This is a genomic window from Aquabacterium sp., from assembly GCF_034003525.1.
Taxonomy (GTDB): Bacteria; Pseudomonadota; Gammaproteobacteria; order Burkholderiales; family Burkholderiaceae_C; genus Aquabacterium.
This window is the reverse complement of record NZ_JAVEYN010000003.1, coordinates 1-16297: the sequence shown is the minus strand read 5'-3', so window position 1 is coordinate 16297 and position 16297 is coordinate 1. Positions and strand designations below refer to the sequence as shown.

Genomic DNA, 16297 nt, shown 5'->3' with positions numbered 1-16297 from the left:
GGCCCAGCTCAGGTCAGCAGGTAATCCTGCGGCTCCATGGGGGCGGGCAGGTCTCGATCGCCCAGCATCTCCCGCACGTGAACCTCAATGTTCAGCGACAGGGCATCCAGGGCCAGGTCGTTGGGCATGGTGCCAAAGGGCTCTTCGATCTCGTCACTCAGTGCCTCGATGGCAAAGAAGGTGTAGGCCACAAACGCCACCATCAAGGGCGTCATGATCCCGATCGAGTCCAGCAGGCCGAAGGGCAGCATCAGGCAGTAAAGGTACACCGTGCGGTGCAGGATCACCGAGTACGTGAAGGGCAGGGGCGTGTAGGCAATGCGCTCGCAGCCGCCAAAGGCGTCGTTGAGACCAGACAGTGAGTTGTCGAGTTGCGCCGCCAGGATAGGGGGCAACTGGCCATCGGCATGGGCCTGTTTCACCTGGCCAGACAGCCACATCATGATCTGCAAGGCGGGGGTACGCCGTCCTTCGAGCTGCTTCACCACCTCAGCGGGCAGCAGGCGGGTCATGTCGGCGGTGGGGTCGGTGCCGCGCAACTGATGCCGCGCGGCGTGCACGAAGGCGGCAATGCCCAAGGCAAAGGGGCGCGGGTCACCCGGCATGAAGCTGACGCTTTGGCGTGCGGCGTTGCGACTGTCGGTCAGCAGCTTGCCCCACAGCTTTCGGGCCTCCCAGTAGCGGTCGTAGCTGGCACTGTTACGAAAGCCCAGGAAGATGGCCAGCGCGACCCCGACCAGGGAGAAGGGCACCGCGGTGAGGGTGACTTTCCAATGCAGCAGTTCACCGTGGAAGATGACCACCGCGATCGACAGCGCGGTGGTGAATCCCAATTGGGGCAGGATCTTCTTCAGGATCGACCCGCGCCAGACGAACAGCATGCGCAGCCAATTGGGACGGGGGCGAACAATCACACGAGACCTCTGGCCATCGGGCCTATTTTCTCAAGGGCGATATTGTGTCACTCGGCGTGTGACCGTGGGGTGTCATCGCCTTAGCAGTGCGTCATCGGCACAAAAAAACCTGGCCCGCAGGCCAGGTTTGTGGAAGGGCGGGGGGGGCCGCGTCAGCCGGCTACGGCCAGGGCCTGCGACAGGTCGGCCAGCAGGTCGTCGATGTGCTCGATGCCCACGCACAGGCGCACGGTTTCCTCGCTCACGCCAGTCTTGGCCAACTCTTCGGGCGACAGTTGACGGTGGGTGGTCGAAGCCGGGTGTGTGGCCAGCGAGCGCACGTCGCCGATGTTGACCAGGCGGGTGAAGAGCTGGAGCTTGTCGAGGAAGCGCGCGCCGCCTTCGCGGCCACCGGGCACGCCAAACGTCAGCAGACCCGAGGCCTGGCCCGACAGGTACTTCTGCACCAGGGCGTGGTCCGGGTGGTCGGGCAGACCGGCGTAGTTCACCCACTTCACGGCCGGGTGGGCCTTCAGGAACTCGGCAACCTTCAGGGCGTTGCTGCTGATGCGGTCCATGCGCAGGCCCAGGGTTTCGATGCCCTGCAGGATCAGGAAGGAGTTGAACGGCGAGATGGCGGCGCCGGTGTTGCGCAGCGGCACCACGCGGGCACGACCGATGTAGGCCGCAGCGCCCAGTGCTTCGGTGTAGACCACGCCGTGGTAGGACGGGTCAGGCTCGTTCAGGCGCTTGAAGCGGGCCTTGTGCTCGGCCCATGGGAACTTGCCGGAGTCGATGATGGCGCCGCCCAGGCTGTTGCCGTGGCCGCCCAGGTACTTGGTGAGCGACTGCACCACGATGTCGGCACCGTGCTCGATGGGGCGGCACAGGTAGGGTGAGGGCACGGTGTTGTCCACGATCAGCGGCACGCCGTGGCGGTGCGCGATCTCGGCGATGCGGGCGATGTCGGTGACGTTGCCAGCGGGGTTGCCGAGCGACTCCACGAAGACCGCCTTGGTGCGATCGTCGATCAGCGCCTCAAAGCTGGCCGGATCCTTGTGGTCGGCAAACCGGGTGGTGATGCCGAACTGCGGCAGGGTGTGGGCGAACAGGTTGTAGGTGCCGCCGTACAGCGCGGTGGACGACACGATGTTGTCGCCGGCTTCGGCAATCGTCTGGATGGCGTAGGTGATGGCCGACTAGCCCGAGGCCACGGCCAGGGCGCCAATGCCGCCCTCCAGGGCCGCGACGCGCGCTTCCAGCACGCTTTGCGTCGGGTTCATGATGCGGGTGTAGATGTTGCCCGGCACCTTCAGGTCGAACAGGTCGGCGCCGTGCTGGGCGCTGTCAAAGGCGTAAGCCACCGTCTGGTAGATGGGCACGGCCACGGACTTGGTGGTCGGGTCGGGCGAGTAGCCGGCGTGCACGGACAGGGTTTCAAACTTCCACTCGGGGTTGCTCATTCACATCTCCAGAATTGATCTTGTGGCGGCCCTTCACGCCGAGGTGCGTTCAGGACGAGGTGACACGATAGACGCGGAATCGATGCGCGGCAAGGAATCAGCCCGCTTTGGCTTCACCGGAAAACGCATAAAGGGCCAAACTGGCGGTGCATTGTCTCGGTAAAACCACTCGGGTCAGGCGATGCCGCCCGTCCTAAACTGACCCAAAAGGCAGTCACGTCACCCCGTCAGGCGGGCGCGCTGTGAGCGCCGCTTGACCCCATCGCTGACCTCAGGAGGTCGTGATGAATGCGCCCGTCCCCCATTCGTCGTTGCAAGTCCTTGCCGACCTGTCGCTGGACGACAAGTACACCCAGGAGCGGGGCCGCGTCTACATGAGCGGCATCCAGGCACTCGTGCGCCTGCCCATGCTGCAACACACGCGCGACGCGCTCGACGGCCTGCGCACTGCCGGCTTCATCAGCGGCTACCGTGGCTCCCCCCTGGGAGCGTATGACCAGGCCCTGTGGGCGGCCAAGGCCCACCTGGAGCGCCACCACATCGTCTTTCAGCCCGCTGTCAACGAAGAGTTGGCCGCCACCGCCGTGTGGGGCAGCCAGCAACTGGACCTGACCCCGGGGCCGCGTCGCTACGACGGCGTCTTCGGCATCTGGTACGGCAAAGGGCCGGGGGTGGACCGCAGTGCCGACGTGTTCAAGCACGCCAACATGGCGGGCACAGCGCGGCATGGCGGCGTGCTGGCCGTGGCGGGGGACGACCATGTGGCGAAAAGCTCGTCCGTCGCCCACCAGAGCGACCACATCTTCAAGGCCTGCGGCTTGCCGGTGTTCTTCCCCAGCAATGTGCAGGAGATTCTGGACCTGGGGCTGCACGGTCTGGCCATGAGCCGCTTCTCGGGCCTTTGGGCTGGGCTCAAGACGATCCAGGAGGTGGTGGAGTCGTCCAGCACCGTGTCGATTGATACAGACCGGGTACAGATTCTCCTGCCGGATGACTTCGACATGCCGCTCGGTGGCCTGCACATCCGCTGGCCCGATACGCCTCTGGAGCAGGAAGCGCGGCTGATGGACCACAAGTGGTACGCCGCACTGGCTTACATCCGGGCTAATCGGCTCAACCACACCGTGCTCGACAGCCACCACGCGCAGCTGGGCCTGATCGCCAGCGGCAAGGCCTACAACGACCTGCGCCAGGCCCTGCACGACCTGGGACTGGACGACGAAGCGTGCCGGCGCATCGGCCTGCGCGTGCACAAGGTGGCCGTGGTCTGGCCACTGGAAGCCAGCATCACCCGCGAGTTCGCCACCGGTCTGCGCGAAATCCTCGTCATCGAGGAAAAGCGCCAGATGATCGAGTACCAGCTGAAGGAGGAGCTCTACAACTGGCGCGAAGACGTGCGCCCCAATGTGCTGGGCAAGTTCAACGAACCCGATGGGGACGTGAGCGGCGGCGAGTGGTCGCACCCGCATCCGGCCTCGCGCTGGCTGCTGCGGGCCAAGGCCGACCTCAACCCGGCCCTCATTGCCAAGGCCGTGGCCCAGCGCATCGACAAACTGGGCCTGCTGCGCGATGCCGACCCCACCTTGCGCGCCCGCGTGGCCGAGCGCCTGCGCGTCATCGAGGCCAAAGAGCAGGCCCTGGCCCATTCCTCTACCCAGGTCGATCGTCCGCCCTGGTTCTGCAGCGGCTGCCCCCACAACACCTCCACGCGCGTGCCCGAGGGCTCGCGGGCGCTGGCGGGCATCGGCTGCCACTACATGGCCATGTGGATGGACCGTGACACCCGCACCTTCTCGCAAATGGGCGGGGAGGGCGTGAGTTGGGTCGGCCAGGCGCCGTTCACCGACGAGCCCCACGTGTTCGCCAACCTCGGCGATGGCACCTACTTCCACTCCGGCCTGCTCGCCATCCGCCAGGCCATCGCAGCCAAGGTCAACATCACCTACAAGATCCTCTACAACGACGCTGTGGCGATGACGGGCGGCCAGCCGGTCGATGGCACCCTGAGCGTCGCTGCCATGACGCGCGAGCTGGAAGCCGAAGGCGTGCGGCAGATCGCCGTGGTCAGCGACGAACCGGACCACTACCATGCCGACGCTGACCTGGCGCCCGGCGTGCAGGTTTACCACCGCGACCGCCTGGACACCGTGCAGAAGACCTTGCGCGACGTGCCGGGCTGCACCGTGCTGATCTACGAGCAGACCTGTGCCACCGAAAAGCGCCGGCGCCGCAAACGCGGCACCGAACCGGCCTTGGCCCGCCGCGTGGTGATCCACGAAGAGGTCTGTGAAGGCTGTGGTGATTGCGCTGTGCAGTCCAACTGCCTGAGTGTGGAGCCGATCGAGACCGAACTGGGCCGAAAGCGCCGCATCAACCAGAGCAGCTGCAACCAGGACTTCTCCTGCCTCAAAGGCTTTTGCCCCAGCCTCGTCACCGTGGAGGGCGGGCAGTTGCGACGCAAGCAGGCTTCTCGAGAAGCGCCCGACCTGGCCAGCCTCCCACCGCTGACCGAGCCCCTTCTGCCGGGTTGCAGCCAGCCCTACGGCATCGTGGTCGCAGGCATCGGCGGCACGGGCGTCATCACCATCGGGCAGTTGCTGGGCGTGGCGGCGCACATTGAGGGCAAAGGTGTGGTCACGCAGGAAGCCGCCGGATTGGCCCAGAAAGGCGGCGCCACCTGGAGCCACGTGCAGATCGCCGAACACCAGCGCGCCATCCACACCACCAAGGTGGGCATGGCCGAGGCCGATCTGGTCCTGGGCTGCGACCCCATCGTGACGGCGCACGAGGCCACCCTGTCGGTCATGCAACGCGGGCGCACCCGCCTGGCCCTCAATAGCCATGGCACTCCCACCGCCGCCGTGCTGCACGACCCGGCTTGGGCCTTCCCCTCGGCGCAGTGCGACCAGGTGTTGAACGAGGCCGTTGGCCCCGAGCACCTGCAACGCATCGACGCGGTGGTGCTGGCCGAGCGCCTGCTGGGTGACGCCATCTACGCCAACCCCTTGCTGCTGGGCTTTGCCTGGCAGATGGGCTGGGTGCCCTTGCAGCGCGCTTCCATCGAGCGCGCACTGACGCTCAACGGCACCCAGGTCGAGCGAAATCTGCAGGCGTTTGCCTGGGGAAGGCACGCTGCACATGACCCAGCCGGCGTGTCGCGCTGGTCTGCGCCCACGCAAACCGTGCAATGGCTGGGCAGAGGGGTGGGCGGGAGCGCACAACAGGTCGCTGCCACGCTGGACGCGTTGATCCAGGACCGACACAGTCGCCTGGTCGACTATCAGGACCAGGCCTATGCACAGCGCTATCTGGACGTGCTGACCCAGGTGCGGGCTGCTGAGCAGAAGCTGGGCTCCAACCGTCTCAGCCTGGCCGTGGCGCGCTACCTTTACAAGCTCATGGCCTTCAAGGACGAGTACGAGGTGGCCCGCCTTCTCACGTCCGACGCTTTCCGCCAGCGCATCACGAACCAGTTTGAAGGCGCCTGGACACTGGTGTACCACCTGGCCCCACCCATGTCGAACCCGGATCTGGATGACGCCGGGCGACCGCGCAAGCGAGCCTTTGGCCCAGCCTGGCGCGGCGTGTTGCACGGCTTGGCCTGGGCACGCCGACTGCGGGGAACCTGGCTGGACCCGCTGCGCCACAGTGCCGAACACCGTGAGGCCCGGCAGGTGCTGGACGAGTATCTGCAGGCCATCGCGCAGATCCTGCCTCGACTGACTCAGGCCAACCTGCCACTGGCCTGTCAGATCGCCGAGCTGCCTGAGACCATCAAGGGCTACGGCCCGATCCGCCAGCCTCATGTGGCGTCGGCCCGGAAGCAGTGGCAAGAGTGGCTTACCCAGGGATTCGGTGCCCCACCCAGGTCTTGAGGCGCCCCGCAGGCAAACGCAGGCCAAAAGTGCCTACACTGGCGCCTGATTTTCGTCTCCCCCATGCGCATCCACACCATTCGCCAGCGTCTGCGTGACCTGGGCGCCAAACCCATCCACGAGCAGCGCGTGCTGCGCCTGTGGTCTCAGGCCCTGCCACAAGACAGCGGCCGTCGCCAGTTGCAAGACTTCCTGCCGCAAGAGGTGCGCGAAGCCTTGCCCTTGATCGTGGCCGAGCTGGAAGGCCTGGCCCGCTTGCGCTCGCAACACCCCGGTGACGACGGATCCGCGCGTCTGCTGGTGGAGCTGGCCGATGGTCAGATGGCCGAGAGCGTGCTGCTGCCGCGTGATGGCCTGTGCGTCTCGACCCAGATTGGCTGCGCCGTGGGCTGCGTGTTTTGCATGACCGGCAAAGAAGGCCTGCTGCGGCAGGTCGGCAGCGCCGAGATCGTGGCCCAGGTTGCCCTGGCCCGAACGCTGCGCCCGGTCAGGAAAGTGGTCTTCATGGGCATGGGCGAGCCGTCGCACAACCTCGACAACGTGTTGGAGGCCATCGACCTGCTGGGCACGGTCGGCAACATCGGCCACAAGAACCTGGTGTTCTCCACCGTGGGCGATGCGCGGGCTTTCGAGCGCCTGCCCCAAGGCCGCGTCAAGCCGGCGCTGGCTTTGTCTTTGCACTCCACCAAGGCCAACGTGCGTGCCGAACTGCTGCCCCGGGCGCCGCGCATCACCCCGGAAGAACTGGTAGAAGAGGGCGAGCGCTACGCCCGCGCCACCGGCTACCCCATCCAGTACCAGTGGACCTTGCTGGACGGCATCAACGACACCGAAGAAGAACTCGAGGGCATCGTGCGTCTGCTCAAGGGCAAGTACGCGCTGATGAACATGATTCCGTACAACAGCGTGCCGGAGTTGCCCTATCGCCGGCCTTCATGGGAAAAAGCCGCGGCGATTGCACGCAGCCTGCACCAGCGCGGCATTCTGACCAAGCTGCGCAACTCAGCCGGGCAGGATGTGGATGGCGGATGCGGTCAATTGCGTGCCCGTCACGCCGGAGGGATGGGACGCAAGGTGCTGCCCATCCGGGCCGAGACTCAGCGCGAGCAGTCCAAACCGTAACGGCGCTTCAGCACCGGCGCATCCTGCGGCGCGTGCTTCTTGACCTGCGCGCAGGTGATGAACTGGCCGTGCATCGTCTTCTTGAGCTTGTCGGTGTACATCCAGTCCACGATGTCTTCAGGCTGGAAGGTGTAGCTCATGCGCACCTGCATGCGCTGGAGGGTGACGGGGACCGTGGCCACATAGCCCACATAGCCTTTGTCGGTTTTCTCGAAAGGCTGCAGCCAGATGAACTCTTGCAGCTTGCCCTCTTTGACCAGCACACGCACCGCCACGTTCTCGTAGCGCTTCTCGTCGCCCGTGGCGCCCACTTTCAGCACCTCGCTCGCGGTGGCGCGCCCCTTCTTCATCGCGGCCTGAATGTGTGGCTCGTTCGGGTCAATCTCCAACTCCGAGCGCGACTCGGCTTGTGAGGCCGATGCAGGCGCCGCACTCGCGGCCGGTGCCGACGGTTTGCGCGCCTGGGCCCAGGATGCCGAAGCCGTACACAACAGGGCCGAAGCCAGCAAGGTCAGGGAAAGATGGCGCATGAACGCAGACTCGGGCAGTGAAACAACCGAGCCAGTGTAGGAGGGCGCCCACACGGTCATGCTAGGGATCATCACCCGGGTGGCTGGCTCAATTGGCCTCGGAGTCCCCTTCATTTGAGGGGCGTGGCGCCGACGCGTTGTCCGCCACCGGCTCACTGGCCACAGGGCTGGCGGGCGCGGCGCCGCTGGCCGCTGGCGTCACGGCACTGGCGGCCACCTCCGCCGAGATCACCGGCTCATCGCCCACCGTGACCTCTTCCTCGGCCTCGCTCGCAGCGCTGGCCGGTGCGGTCGGCTGCAAGACGTCACCGAGCCAGTCGTTGACGCGCTTGATCACCGTGGGGTCGTGTTCACCCAGGCGCAGCTTGGCATCGATCACCCGGTTGCGCAGCGCCTGCTGGAACACCTCGCCCACGATGGGCAGGGCGCTTTGCGAGCCCCGCCCCCAATAGTCGCTGCGCAAGGTGATGCGGTTGTCGTTGAAGCCCACCCAGGCGCCGCCCACCAGTTGGCCGTGCATCATGATGAACCAGCCATCGGTGTTGTTCTGCGTCGTGCCCGTCTTGCCCGCCAGGTCGGCCCGCAAGCCGTAGCGGCTGCGAATGGCCGAGCCGGTGCCCTTGTCGATCACACCGCGCATCACGTCCAGCAAAGTCGCGTCCACCTCGGGCGGCAGCACCACCTTGGGCGTGGGCATGGCGAACTCGGCCAGCACCTTGCCTTCGCGGTTCTCGATGCGGGTCACAAAGCGCGGGGCGATGTAGCGCCCGCCGTTGGCCATCGTGCCGTAGGAGGTCACCATTTCATACAAGGTGACCGGGCTCGTACCCAGGGACAAGGACATCACCTCCTCCAGCGGGCTCTCGTTCACCCCCATCTTGCGCGCCAGATCGGCCACCTTGTCAGGCCCCACCTGCTGCATCAACTGCGCGGTGATGATGTTCTTGGAGTAGACCAAACCGCTGCGCAGCGTGATGTTGCGGCCGCTGGGCGGACGGCTGTCCGTGGGGCGCCACATGTCGCCGCCCTCGGTTTCGATCTCGATGGCCTGATCGGGCAAGGTATCGGTGGGTTTGGCGCCCTTCATGAACGCCGCTGCATACACAAAGGGCTTGAAGGTGGAGCCCGGCTGGCGACGCGCCTGCTGCACGTGGTCAAACTGGTCTTGCTCAAAATCGCGGCTGCCCACCCAGGCGCGAACCTCGCCCGACTGCGGGTCCAGCGCCATGAACCCCGCCTGCACCTGGGTCTTCTCTGCCTTCAAGGCTTTCATGAAGGCGGCATCGCCGGTCAGGCGCGCCATGGCTTCGGAATCGGTCTGGCCGGCGTCTCGGGCCTGCTTGTACTGGCTCGACTCGCGCACAAAGGCCTGCACCAGGTCCAGATCAATGGACCAGACCGAGGAGGGCGCCCAGGCGCTGTCGGCAACCGACTGCAACTGCCGCCCCTGACGTTGGACCGCTTGCGTGGCCCAGGCCTGCAAGCGCGAGTCGATGGTGGTGTGCACGACGAGGCCGTCGGCGTAGATGTCGTAATCGTTCTGGTCTGCCCACTCGATCAGCCACTTGCGCAGCTGCTGCATGAAGTGCTGCGCTTCGCCCGGCGGCTCCGTCTGCCGCTCGAAGTCCAGACGCAGCGGGCGCCTTTTCAGGCGCTTGAACTCGGCCTCGCTCAACTCCCCGCGCTTGAGCATCTGCGACAGCACCGTGTTGCGCCGCTGCTCGGCCCGCTCGGGGTTGAGCACCGGGTTGTAGTAACTGGTGCCTTTGAGCATGCCGATCAGGGTGGCGCTCTCCAGCACGTCCAGCTTGCGGGCCGGCTTGTCGAAGTAAGTGCGCGCCGCCATCTCGATGCCGAAGGCGTTGTACAGAAACGGTACCGTGTTCAGATAGGTCTCCAGGATCTCGTCCTTGGAGTACAGCGCCTCGATCTTGAGCGCCGTGATGGCTTCCTTGAGCTTGCGGGTCAGCGTGGGAGCGCGGCCAATCTCCTCGGGGTAGAGGTTGCGCGCCAACTGCTGCGTGATGGTGGAGCCCCCCTGGCGGTCACCTCCAAAGGTGCTCAAGGCTGCCGAAGCGGTGCGGCGCCAATCCAGCCCGAAATGCTCGTAAAAGCGGTGATCTTCGGTGGCGACCAGGGCCTTGACCAAGTGCGGCGACATGTCGTCGAGCGTCACCCAGGCACGGTTGGCCCGCTTGAACACGGCCATCTCATGGCCGTCGGCCGACAGGATGCGGGCTGGCTCGCTGATGCGGGCTTTGCGGATGTCGCTGATGCTGGGCGTGAACGGAATGAGCACCAGCACATACAGCAGGCACAGCGCCGGCATGGCCGCCAAGCCCCACAGGATGCCGCGGCGTGTGGGATGGCGCAGATGGTGCAACGCGCGACGCAGCAGCACGACCGCCTGCGCCTGGATACGGGCCAAGTCCAGTTTCATCTGAGAAAACGTGGGAATGAGGGATCAGGCCAAGGGCACAGCCGGTGCGCCGAGCAGCGACATCGCGCCAGCCGTGAGAATGGCCGCGCTCAACCAGGCGCCGATGCGCTTGAGCAAGCCGATGTCGACGGAGCGCCCCCGTTGCGTGGGGCTGCCGCCCAAGCCGAAGACAAAGATGTGCGCGGGCAGTGCCACAAACACCAGCATGCCCAACACCAGCCCCATGCTGCCCGACGAACCAGGGTCTGTGAACAGCGGCCAAAGCCAGGGCCAGCAAAACGCAGAGAGGCAGCCGGCCAAAGCCGCGGTGAGAACAGTGGGCGTGATCTTCATGGGCGATTCGAAAGGGAAGGCTGCGCGCGATGCGTGCCCGCCCGGAAACTTACCACGAAGCGACGCCCGCTCGCGTCACGCTCACCGAAAGATGCCCAGCTTGCGCAGGATGAAGATCAACAACACCGCACCCGCGATCGAGATCACAAAGCGCATGATGCCGCCGGCGGGCGCCATGCCCAGCGCGCCGGCAATCCAGAAGCCCAGCATCGAGCCCACCACGCCCACCAGCACGTTGGCCATCCAGCCCATCTGGGCATCGGTCTTCATGACCATGCTCGCCAGCCAGCCGACGATGCCACCGATGATCAAGGAGATGATCCAACCCATGTCTGTACCCCTTTCACGAACTATGCCAGGCGCGCATCAGCGGGTCATTTTGCCGATCATGCCCATGATGTCGTCCAGCGGATTGCCGTCGCCGTTCAGGTCCAGCATGGAGGCGAGCCCGCCCGATGCTGGGGCGCCCTGACTGGCGCCACTCGCACCGCCACCGAGCAGGCCACCCAGTAAACCGCCAAGGCCGCCTCCCAGACCGCCCAGAACGCCCTCAGAAGGGGCTTGCTGAGCGGAGGAGGCCCCGCCGCCGGCTTGCTTGGCCATGTAGCCGGTCACCAGCATGGCCAGCATCGGCAGCATTTTCTTGAGCAGGGACGGGTCCAGGCCTGACTGCGAGGCCGCGTTCTGCGCCACCGCGCGGCTCACATCCTTGGAGCCGAAGATCTGACCGAGGACATCATTACCTCGACTCACGTCCGTGGGCTGGGGGCTCAGCACCTGTTCCAGCAGGCCGCTGCCACCGAGTTGCCCCAGCAAGCCGCCCAGCCCTTCGAGGCCGCCGGGCTGTGACTGCGCCTGTTTCTTGAAGCCGCCCAGAATGGCGGGCGCCAGGGCCTCGGCGGCGCTGGTCGCCTGGGTTTCGCTGATGCCCAGTTCCTTGGCAATGGACTGGAGTCCACCCATCTGGGCGAGGATGTCGGTGATCTGCATGAGGCTGCTCCTTTGCTGATGGGGTGGCGCCGGTTCAGTCCAGCAATTCCGTGGGCACGTTGCCACCGTTGGCCGCGATGCGAGCAAGCACCGCCTTGTGCAGCCAGATGTTCATCTTGGCCGAGTCCCCCATGAGCTCGGCAGGGCAGTTCAACTCCGTGGCGAGTTCCTTGCGCGCGGTCAGGCTGCTGTCGATGTCGAGGAGCTTGAGCAGGTCGACAATCGAGGTGCGCCAGTTCAGCTTTTGCGCGCTGGCGGCTGCGCGTTGCTCCAGTTGTGCCACCACATCGACGACTTCGATGGCTTGGTGTGGGGGCGGGCCGCTCGGTGCTGTTGCGGCGGGTGCCGAGGTGGGTGTGGCCGCAGGGACGGCCGTTGGCGCTGTGGCGACCGGGGCCTCGTCTTTGCCGATGCCCAGCTTGGACAGGATGCTGCTGAAAAATCCCATGGTGCTCTCCCTGTTGGTGTGGCGAGCCAGCATGCGCTCGCAGGGTGACAAAGACGTGTCGCCTCGGGGCCGCTTACTTGGACTTGCCCTTCGCCTTGAGCACGAAGGTGATCTTCAGCATGACGGTGTAAGAAACGATCTTCCCGTTGCTGACCTCGACGCTTTGATCCTTGACCCACGCCCCGGTCACCTCCTTGACCGTTTCGGATGCACGTGACACACCCTGCGCAATGGCATCCTCAAAGCTGATCTTGCTCTTGGAAATGACCTCAATGACCTTGGCGACTGACATGGTGGCTCCCCTGAGAGGTTGTAGGAAAGCCCATTCTGCGACCCAGGGTGGCTCAGGGCAAGCCACCCTTTCGCCGATGCGTGTTTACTTGGAGGTCTTGGCAATGCGGTGCAACTCCCGCTGCATCGCCTTTTGTTCCTTGATCGTCTGCACGAGGCGTTTGTCGGCCTCGTGGACGATCTTGAGCAAGAGCTGGGTGTCGGGATCCTGCCAGTCTGCACCCGCAGACCGTGCCATGAAGGCCACCGCACGCGAGAAATCAGCCAGAGACAGCTCCGCGCTGCCCCCACGAGCGGGCATCGCACGCACACCCACCCAGGCGTGACCGGTCAAGACGTGCTGGCCCTCGGCGATCAGAAGTGCCCAGGCTTCCCGGTCCCCCAGCTTGGGCGCGTGGGCGACGCCGGCGTCGTGGCAGGCAATGCACACCTTCTTGTACACCTGCTCGCCGGAGCCGTGCACTTGCAACAGGGCAGGCTGTGCGTGCGCGCCCTGTGCGACCAGGAACGACAGGGCGACAAAGCGGAGCAAAGGGCGAATTGGCATGGGGTGGCAATCGTTTGATGATTCAGTGGAGGGTGTCAGCGGTGCGCTTCGTGTAAAGGCCAGAGAGGAAGCACGCCGACGCGAAGTACGCCAATACCCACGAGCCAGGGACGGACTGTAAGCCTTTGATGGGGCCGACAAGGAGCAGTGACGCCAAGGCAGAGCCTGCCACGCCCAATGCTACTTTTTGTTGACGACCCAGTGTACGGTGCGGGAACCAATGGACGTGTCGACGCGCAACCCACAGAGCCGGGCCGAGGGTTGCCAGACAGAACGCCATGAGACCCAACCAGGCGATCACCTGCCAGGCCATTGCCGAGGCCCACAACTCCGCCTCCCCTCCCAGCACTGCCCAAAATGGCGTGAACAGGACATGCAGAGACGGAACCAGAACGGGCGCAAGCAAGTAGCCGAGTGGGTCAGGAAGCGCGTTCATGGTTGGCGGGCGTGCGCAATGACCTGAGCAACGGATGTGGCCTCAGGGACGTAGGCCGCCATGGCGGCACCCACGACCGCCAGGAACACAGCGGTTGCCACAAACGGAAGGGCGGTGTGCCGCAGTGTGCTGGACAGCCAATGCCGAGGACTCTGGCCTCGCAGATGGCGAAACAAGGCATACGAGAGCGCACCATCAACCAGAACCTCGGCAAAGATGGCTGGAGCGATGTAAACGACATAGAACGATGCCAGCGCAATACCCAGTGCCAAAGCAATGGCAACAAGGGGAATCGCCAACTCGTCTGCCTCTGCAATGGAGCCGACTGATTCGCGAACGCCACCCAGCGGCGTGGAGATCGCATCTTCGGCGGTGTGGACCGGGCCATCGAAGGAGCCGTTTGCGCCTCCCCCGCCGAAGTCACCGCCGCCCTCGCTCTTGAAGCCGGCTGCGCATTCCGAGGCACTGCCTTGGGGGGACAGGCCGGACAGGTCAGGGACGTCGCCATATTCCTCGGCGTTCGTGCGCAGCCACAGCCAGATCAGGAACAGAAAAAACAGGTAGGCGAACGACAGCGCGAGCGGATACCGTGCGGCCATCGAATGCATGCCCAGGTTCAGCAAGGTGAACGAGGCCAGCAAGCCAAAGCCGCCCGTCAGCGCCACGATCAGCCCCATTTGCATGCGTGGAAACGAATCCACCATGAGGCGTTCTTTCACACGAAGGATTGCGCGTGCGCGCTTGGCTGCGGTCTGTTGATGTCGCATGGAATTGATCAGATCAGAGGTGCGTGATGCAACCGACAGCGGCCAATAAAATGCCGAAGGCATGGCCGCTGTTGGCATCCACGTTGAACTTACAGTTCGACCGCGTTGCCTGGACTGAGTGCTGGACAGTTGTCACCTCCGAGCTGTACAATTATGCGTACAACAAAGGGGCCCTCCGATCATGGATGCTATCTCGTACTCTTCTGCCCGTGCCAACTTGGCCAGCACCATGGATCGCGTGTGCGAAGACCATGAAGCGCTCATCATCACTCGCAACGGGCAACAGTCCGTTGTGATGCTCTCCCTTGCGGACTTCACCGCTCTTGAAGAAACAGCCTATTTGCTTCGTAGCCCCGCCAACGCCAAGCGACTGATGGGTGCCATTGAGCAGTTGAACGCTGGAGCAGGCACAGAACAGAAGTTGGCCGAATGAGGTTGATCTTCGCAGATGCCGCATGGGATGACTACCTTTACTGGCAACAACAAGACAGGCGCATGGTTGAGCGCATCAACAAGCTGATCAAAGAGGCGCAGCGCGAACCCTTTGCCGGAATCGGAAAGCCTGAACCTTTGAAGCACGCGCTGGCTGGATATTGGTCTCGAAGAATCACCGACGAACACCGCATGGTTTACAAGATTGATGGCGATTCAATGCTGATTGCCCAATTGCGCTACCACTATTGACCTGGCCTAACTAATGAAAGGGACTTCCCCGTCCCGAGCTAGCCGCGGTTTGCGGCAAACGGCATCAAGTGCCACGATGGGGTTGCGAATCTCATCAACTCACTCGGAAGGGGAAGTCCATGGCCATTATTGCTGTCGGCATTGATCTCGCCAAGAATGTTTTTGCTGTGCATGGTGTGAATGCGGGGGGTAAGGCGGTGCTGGTGCGACCGACGGTCAAGCGCGATGCTTTGCTGGAGTTGGTGGCCAAACTGCCGCCTTGCCTGATTGGGATGGAGGCGTGCTCGGGCGCGCATTACTGGGCGCGAGAGTTTGCCAAGTTCGGCCGCGATGTGCGGATCATCGCGGCGAAGTTCGTGGCGGCATATCGACTCAGTGGTCGACGCGGCAAGAACGACGCGGCTGACGCCCAGGCGATCTGCGAAGCGGTGCAGCGCCCGCACATGCGATTTGTACCGGTCAAGAGCGACGACGCGCAGGCCCGACTGGCGATTCACCGTGTACGACAAGGGTTCGTCGAACAACGCATGGCAACGATCAACCGCATTCGCGGTTTGCTCAGTGAAGTCCACCGGCTCGATGAGCGCTGCAGACGGCTGATGGGGATGCCCGGCATCGGCGAGAAGACGGCAACGGCCCTGATGGCCAGCATTGGCAACGGACACGACTTCAAGTGCGGCCGGCAACTGGCCGCCTGGCTGGGTCTGGTGCCGGGGCAATACAGCTCGGGTGGCAAGCAGAGGCTGGGCCGCATTACCAAAGCCGGTGACAGTTACCTGCGCATGCTGTTGATCCTGGGTGCGCGATCGGTGGTGGTTGCTGCCAAAAAGAAGACGGATCGCCTCAGTCGCTGGGTGACTGAGCTGGTTAACAGAAGGGGTTACTGGAAAGCTGTGGTGGCCGTGGCTGCAAAAAATGCGCGAATGGCCTGGGCGATGCTCAGCAAAGGCGAAGCGTTCGAGCCGATAGGCTGAACGACGCCAAGGGGAGCAAGTAGCCCAAAACTGATTCATGGTGTGATGCCGCGTTGATGTGCCAAGGTTGGACCTGCGCGGGGAGTGCTCGATAACCTGAGGAAGGCGCCATTGGCGACCTTGACTAACGAATGGAGCCCCCGCGTGCGTCTTTCATCAGGGCCCGCAGCAGCCAGCTGCAATAAAGGCCGTTTGTAGTACCGCCGTCCTTATCCTGGGCAATATCCGCGCGACTGATCCCTGATTGGTTTGATTGTCTTGAATGAAATGAATCACCTTCGGTGATTCATGGGGATGATTTTGCTTGACAGACGGGGAAGCCCTTGTGGAACTAGTTAACTGGCGCCCATAAGGCGTATCCGAAGCGATGGGCCGTATCAGCGGGCGCTTGCTCGACTTTATTGGACACTGGTTGCAGTTAGGTGGCCGCGTTCAAAAGCGGCCGGTGGCAAATAGTCCAGGCTGGAATGCAAACGCTGTTGGTTGTAGAACTGGATGTAGTCA

The 16297-nt window shown here is 64.1% G+C and carries 16 protein-coding genes and 1 pseudogene; 5 read left to right on the top strand and 12 right to left on the bottom strand.

The window, feature by feature from the left end; genetic code table 11:
- Positions 1–8 precede the first annotated feature (8 nt).
- Both RBT42_RS02790 and RBT42_RS02785 read right to left on the bottom strand, forming a co-directional pair.
- Positions 9–914, bottom strand: a complete 906-nt coding sequence (locus RBT42_RS02790) for a bestrophin family protein (RefSeq protein WP_320362343.1) — start codon at positions 912–914, stop codon at positions 9–11.
- A gap of 152 nt (positions 915–1066) precedes the next feature.
- Positions 1067–2356: pseudogene (locus RBT42_RS02785) on the bottom strand (O-acetylhomoserine aminocarboxypropyltransferase/cysteine synthase family protein).
- Positions 2357–2640: 284 nt separating this feature from the next.
- Here RBT42_RS02785 and RBT42_RS02780 point away from each other — a divergent pair.
- Complete coding sequence (locus RBT42_RS02780; RefSeq protein WP_320362342.1) at positions 2641–6231, top strand: indolepyruvate ferredoxin oxidoreductase family protein; 3591 nt, start codon at positions 2641–2643, stop codon at positions 6229–6231.
- A 63-nt stretch (positions 6232–6294) separates the two neighbouring features.
- Positions 6295–7353: an RNA methyltransferase gene (locus tag RBT42_RS02775; RefSeq protein WP_320362341.1), complete on the top strand. Its 1059-nt coding sequence runs from the start codon at positions 6295–6297 to the stop codon at positions 7351–7353.
- Here the strand turns inward: RBT42_RS02775 and RBT42_RS02770 are convergent.
- The 9 genes from RBT42_RS02770 to RBT42_RS02730 form a co-directional block, all read right to left on the bottom strand.
- A complete protein-coding gene (locus RBT42_RS02770; protein WP_320362340.1) occupies positions 7329–7883 on the bottom strand; it encodes a DUF2314 domain-containing protein in 555 nt (184 codons plus the stop codon). The two genes, RBT42_RS02775 and RBT42_RS02770, sit on opposite strands and share 25 nt — an antisense overlap.
- A gap of 88 nt (positions 7884–7971) precedes the next feature.
- Positions 7972–10323 (bottom strand): penicillin-binding protein 1A, encoded by a 2352-nt coding sequence (locus RBT42_RS02765; protein ID WP_320362339.1) that lies wholly within the window; start codon positions 10321–10323, stop codon positions 7972–7974.
- Between the two features lie 24 nt (positions 10324–10347).
- The gene (locus RBT42_RS02760; RefSeq protein ID WP_320362338.1) at positions 10348–10656 is read right to left on the bottom strand and encodes a hypothetical protein; all 309 of its coding nucleotides are present in this window, start codon (positions 10654–10656) and stop codon (positions 10348–10350) included.
- 81 nt (positions 10657–10737) lie between these two features.
- On the bottom strand, positions 10738–10986 hold the full coding sequence (locus tag RBT42_RS02755; protein ID WP_320362337.1) for a GlsB/YeaQ/YmgE family stress response membrane protein: 249 nt from the start codon (positions 10984–10986) through the stop codon (positions 10738–10740).
- Between the two features lie 36 nt (positions 10987–11022).
- Positions 11023–11646, bottom strand: coding sequence for a DUF937 domain-containing protein (locus RBT42_RS02750; RefSeq protein WP_320362336.1), 624 nt, complete (start codon positions 11644–11646; stop codon positions 11023–11025).
- Between the two features lie 34 nt (positions 11647–11680).
- Positions 11681–12094, bottom strand: a complete 414-nt coding sequence (locus tag RBT42_RS02745; RefSeq protein ID WP_320362335.1) for a DUF3597 domain-containing protein — start codon at positions 12092–12094, stop codon at positions 11681–11683.
- 73 nt (positions 12095–12167) lie between these two features.
- On the bottom strand, positions 12168–12386 hold the full coding sequence (locus RBT42_RS02740; protein WP_320362334.1) for a dodecin family protein: 219 nt from the start codon (positions 12384–12386) through the stop codon (positions 12168–12170).
- Positions 12387–12470: 84 nt separating this feature from the next.
- Positions 12471–12932 (bottom strand): c-type cytochrome, encoded by a 462-nt coding sequence (locus RBT42_RS02735; RefSeq protein ID WP_320362333.1) that lies wholly within the window; start codon positions 12930–12932, stop codon positions 12471–12473.
- 432 nt (positions 12933–13364) lie between these two features.
- On the bottom strand, positions 13365–14198 hold the full coding sequence (locus RBT42_RS02730) for a hypothetical protein (RefSeq protein WP_320362332.1): 834 nt from the start codon (positions 14196–14198) through the stop codon (positions 13365–13367).
- A gap of 118 nt (positions 14199–14316) precedes the next feature.
- Here RBT42_RS02730 and RBT42_RS02725 point away from each other — a divergent pair, with 118 nt between their 5' ends.
- The 3 genes from RBT42_RS02725 to RBT42_RS02715 all read left to right on the top strand — a co-directional run bounded on the left by RBT42_RS02725 (position 14317) and on the right by RBT42_RS02715 (position 15793).
- Positions 14317–14568, top strand: coding sequence for a type II toxin-antitoxin system prevent-host-death family antitoxin (locus RBT42_RS02725; RefSeq protein WP_320362331.1), 252 nt, complete (start codon positions 14317–14319; stop codon positions 14566–14568).
- Entirely contained in the window at positions 14565–14819 is a 255-nt protein-coding gene (locus RBT42_RS02720) for a Txe/YoeB family addiction module toxin (RefSeq protein WP_320362330.1), read from the top strand. The genes RBT42_RS02725 and RBT42_RS02720 overlap by 4 nt, the downstream gene beginning before the upstream one ends.
- Positions 14820–14938: 119 nt before the next feature.
- The gene (locus RBT42_RS02715) at positions 14939–15793 is read left to right on the top strand and encodes an IS110 family transposase (RefSeq protein ID WP_320362329.1); all 855 of its coding nucleotides are present in this window, start codon (positions 14939–14941) and stop codon (positions 15791–15793) included.
- 398 nt (positions 15794–16191) lie between these two features.
- Here the strand turns inward: RBT42_RS02715 and RBT42_RS16485 are convergent, their stop codons facing one another.
- On the bottom strand, positions 16192–16290 hold the full coding sequence (locus RBT42_RS16485; RefSeq protein ID WP_413785839.1) for a hypothetical protein: 99 nt from the start codon (positions 16288–16290) through the stop codon (positions 16192–16194).
- Between the last annotated feature and the right edge of the window lie 7 nt (positions 16291–16297).

What these genes read in the sequence shown, in the direction of transcription:
- RBT42_RS02720 (WP_320362330.1), top strand. Translation starts at nt 14,565, where the DNA reads ATGAGGTTGATCTTCGCAGATGCCGCATGGGATGACTACCTTTACTGG.
- RBT42_RS02725 (WP_320362331.1), top strand. Translation starts at nt 14,317, where the DNA reads ATGGATGCTATCTCGTACTCTTCTGCCCGTGCCAACTTGGCCAGCACC.
- RBT42_RS02770 (WP_320362340.1), bottom strand. Translation starts at nt 7,883, where the DNA reads ATGCGCCATCTTTCCCTGACCTTGCTGGCTTCGGCCCTGTTGTGTACG.
- RBT42_RS02780 (WP_320362342.1), top strand. Translation starts at nt 2,641, where the DNA reads ATGAATGCGCCCGTCCCCCATTCGTCGTTGCAAGTCCTTGCCGACCTG.
- RBT42_RS02750 (WP_320362336.1), bottom strand. Translation starts at nt 11,646, where the DNA reads ATGCAGATCACCGACATCCTCGCCCAGATGGGTGGACTCCAGTCCATT.
- RBT42_RS02715 (WP_320362329.1), top strand. Translation starts at nt 14,939, where the DNA reads ATGGCCATTATTGCTGTCGGCATTGATCTCGCCAAGAATGTTTTTGCT.
- RBT42_RS02735 (WP_320362333.1), bottom strand. Translation starts at nt 12,932, where the DNA reads ATGCCAATTCGCCCTTTGCTCCGCTTTGTCGCCCTGTCGTTCCTGGTC.
- RBT42_RS02755 (WP_320362337.1), bottom strand. Translation starts at nt 10,986, where the DNA reads ATGGGTTGGATCATCTCCTTGATCATCGGTGGCATCGTCGGCTGGCTG.
- RBT42_RS02745 (WP_320362335.1), bottom strand. Translation starts at nt 12,094, where the DNA reads ATGGGATTTTTCAGCAGCATCCTGTCCAAGCTGGGCATCGGCAAAGAC.
- RBT42_RS02775 (WP_320362341.1), top strand. Translation starts at nt 6,295, where the DNA reads ATGCGCATCCACACCATTCGCCAGCGTCTGCGTGACCTGGGCGCCAAA.
- RBT42_RS02760 (WP_320362338.1), bottom strand. Translation starts at nt 10,656, where the DNA reads ATGAAGATCACGCCCACTGTTCTCACCGCGGCTTTGGCCGGCTGCCTC.
- RBT42_RS02730 (WP_320362332.1), bottom strand. Translation starts at nt 14,198, where the DNA reads ATGCCTTCGGCATTTTATTGGCCGCTGTCGGTTGCATCACGCACCTCT.
- RBT42_RS02740 (WP_320362334.1), bottom strand. Translation starts at nt 12,386, where the DNA reads ATGTCAGTCGCCAAGGTCATTGAGGTCATTTCCAAGAGCAAGATCAGC.
- RBT42_RS02765 (WP_320362339.1), bottom strand. Translation starts at nt 10,323, where the DNA reads ATGAAACTGGACTTGGCCCGTATCCAGGCGCAGGCGGTCGTGCTGCTG.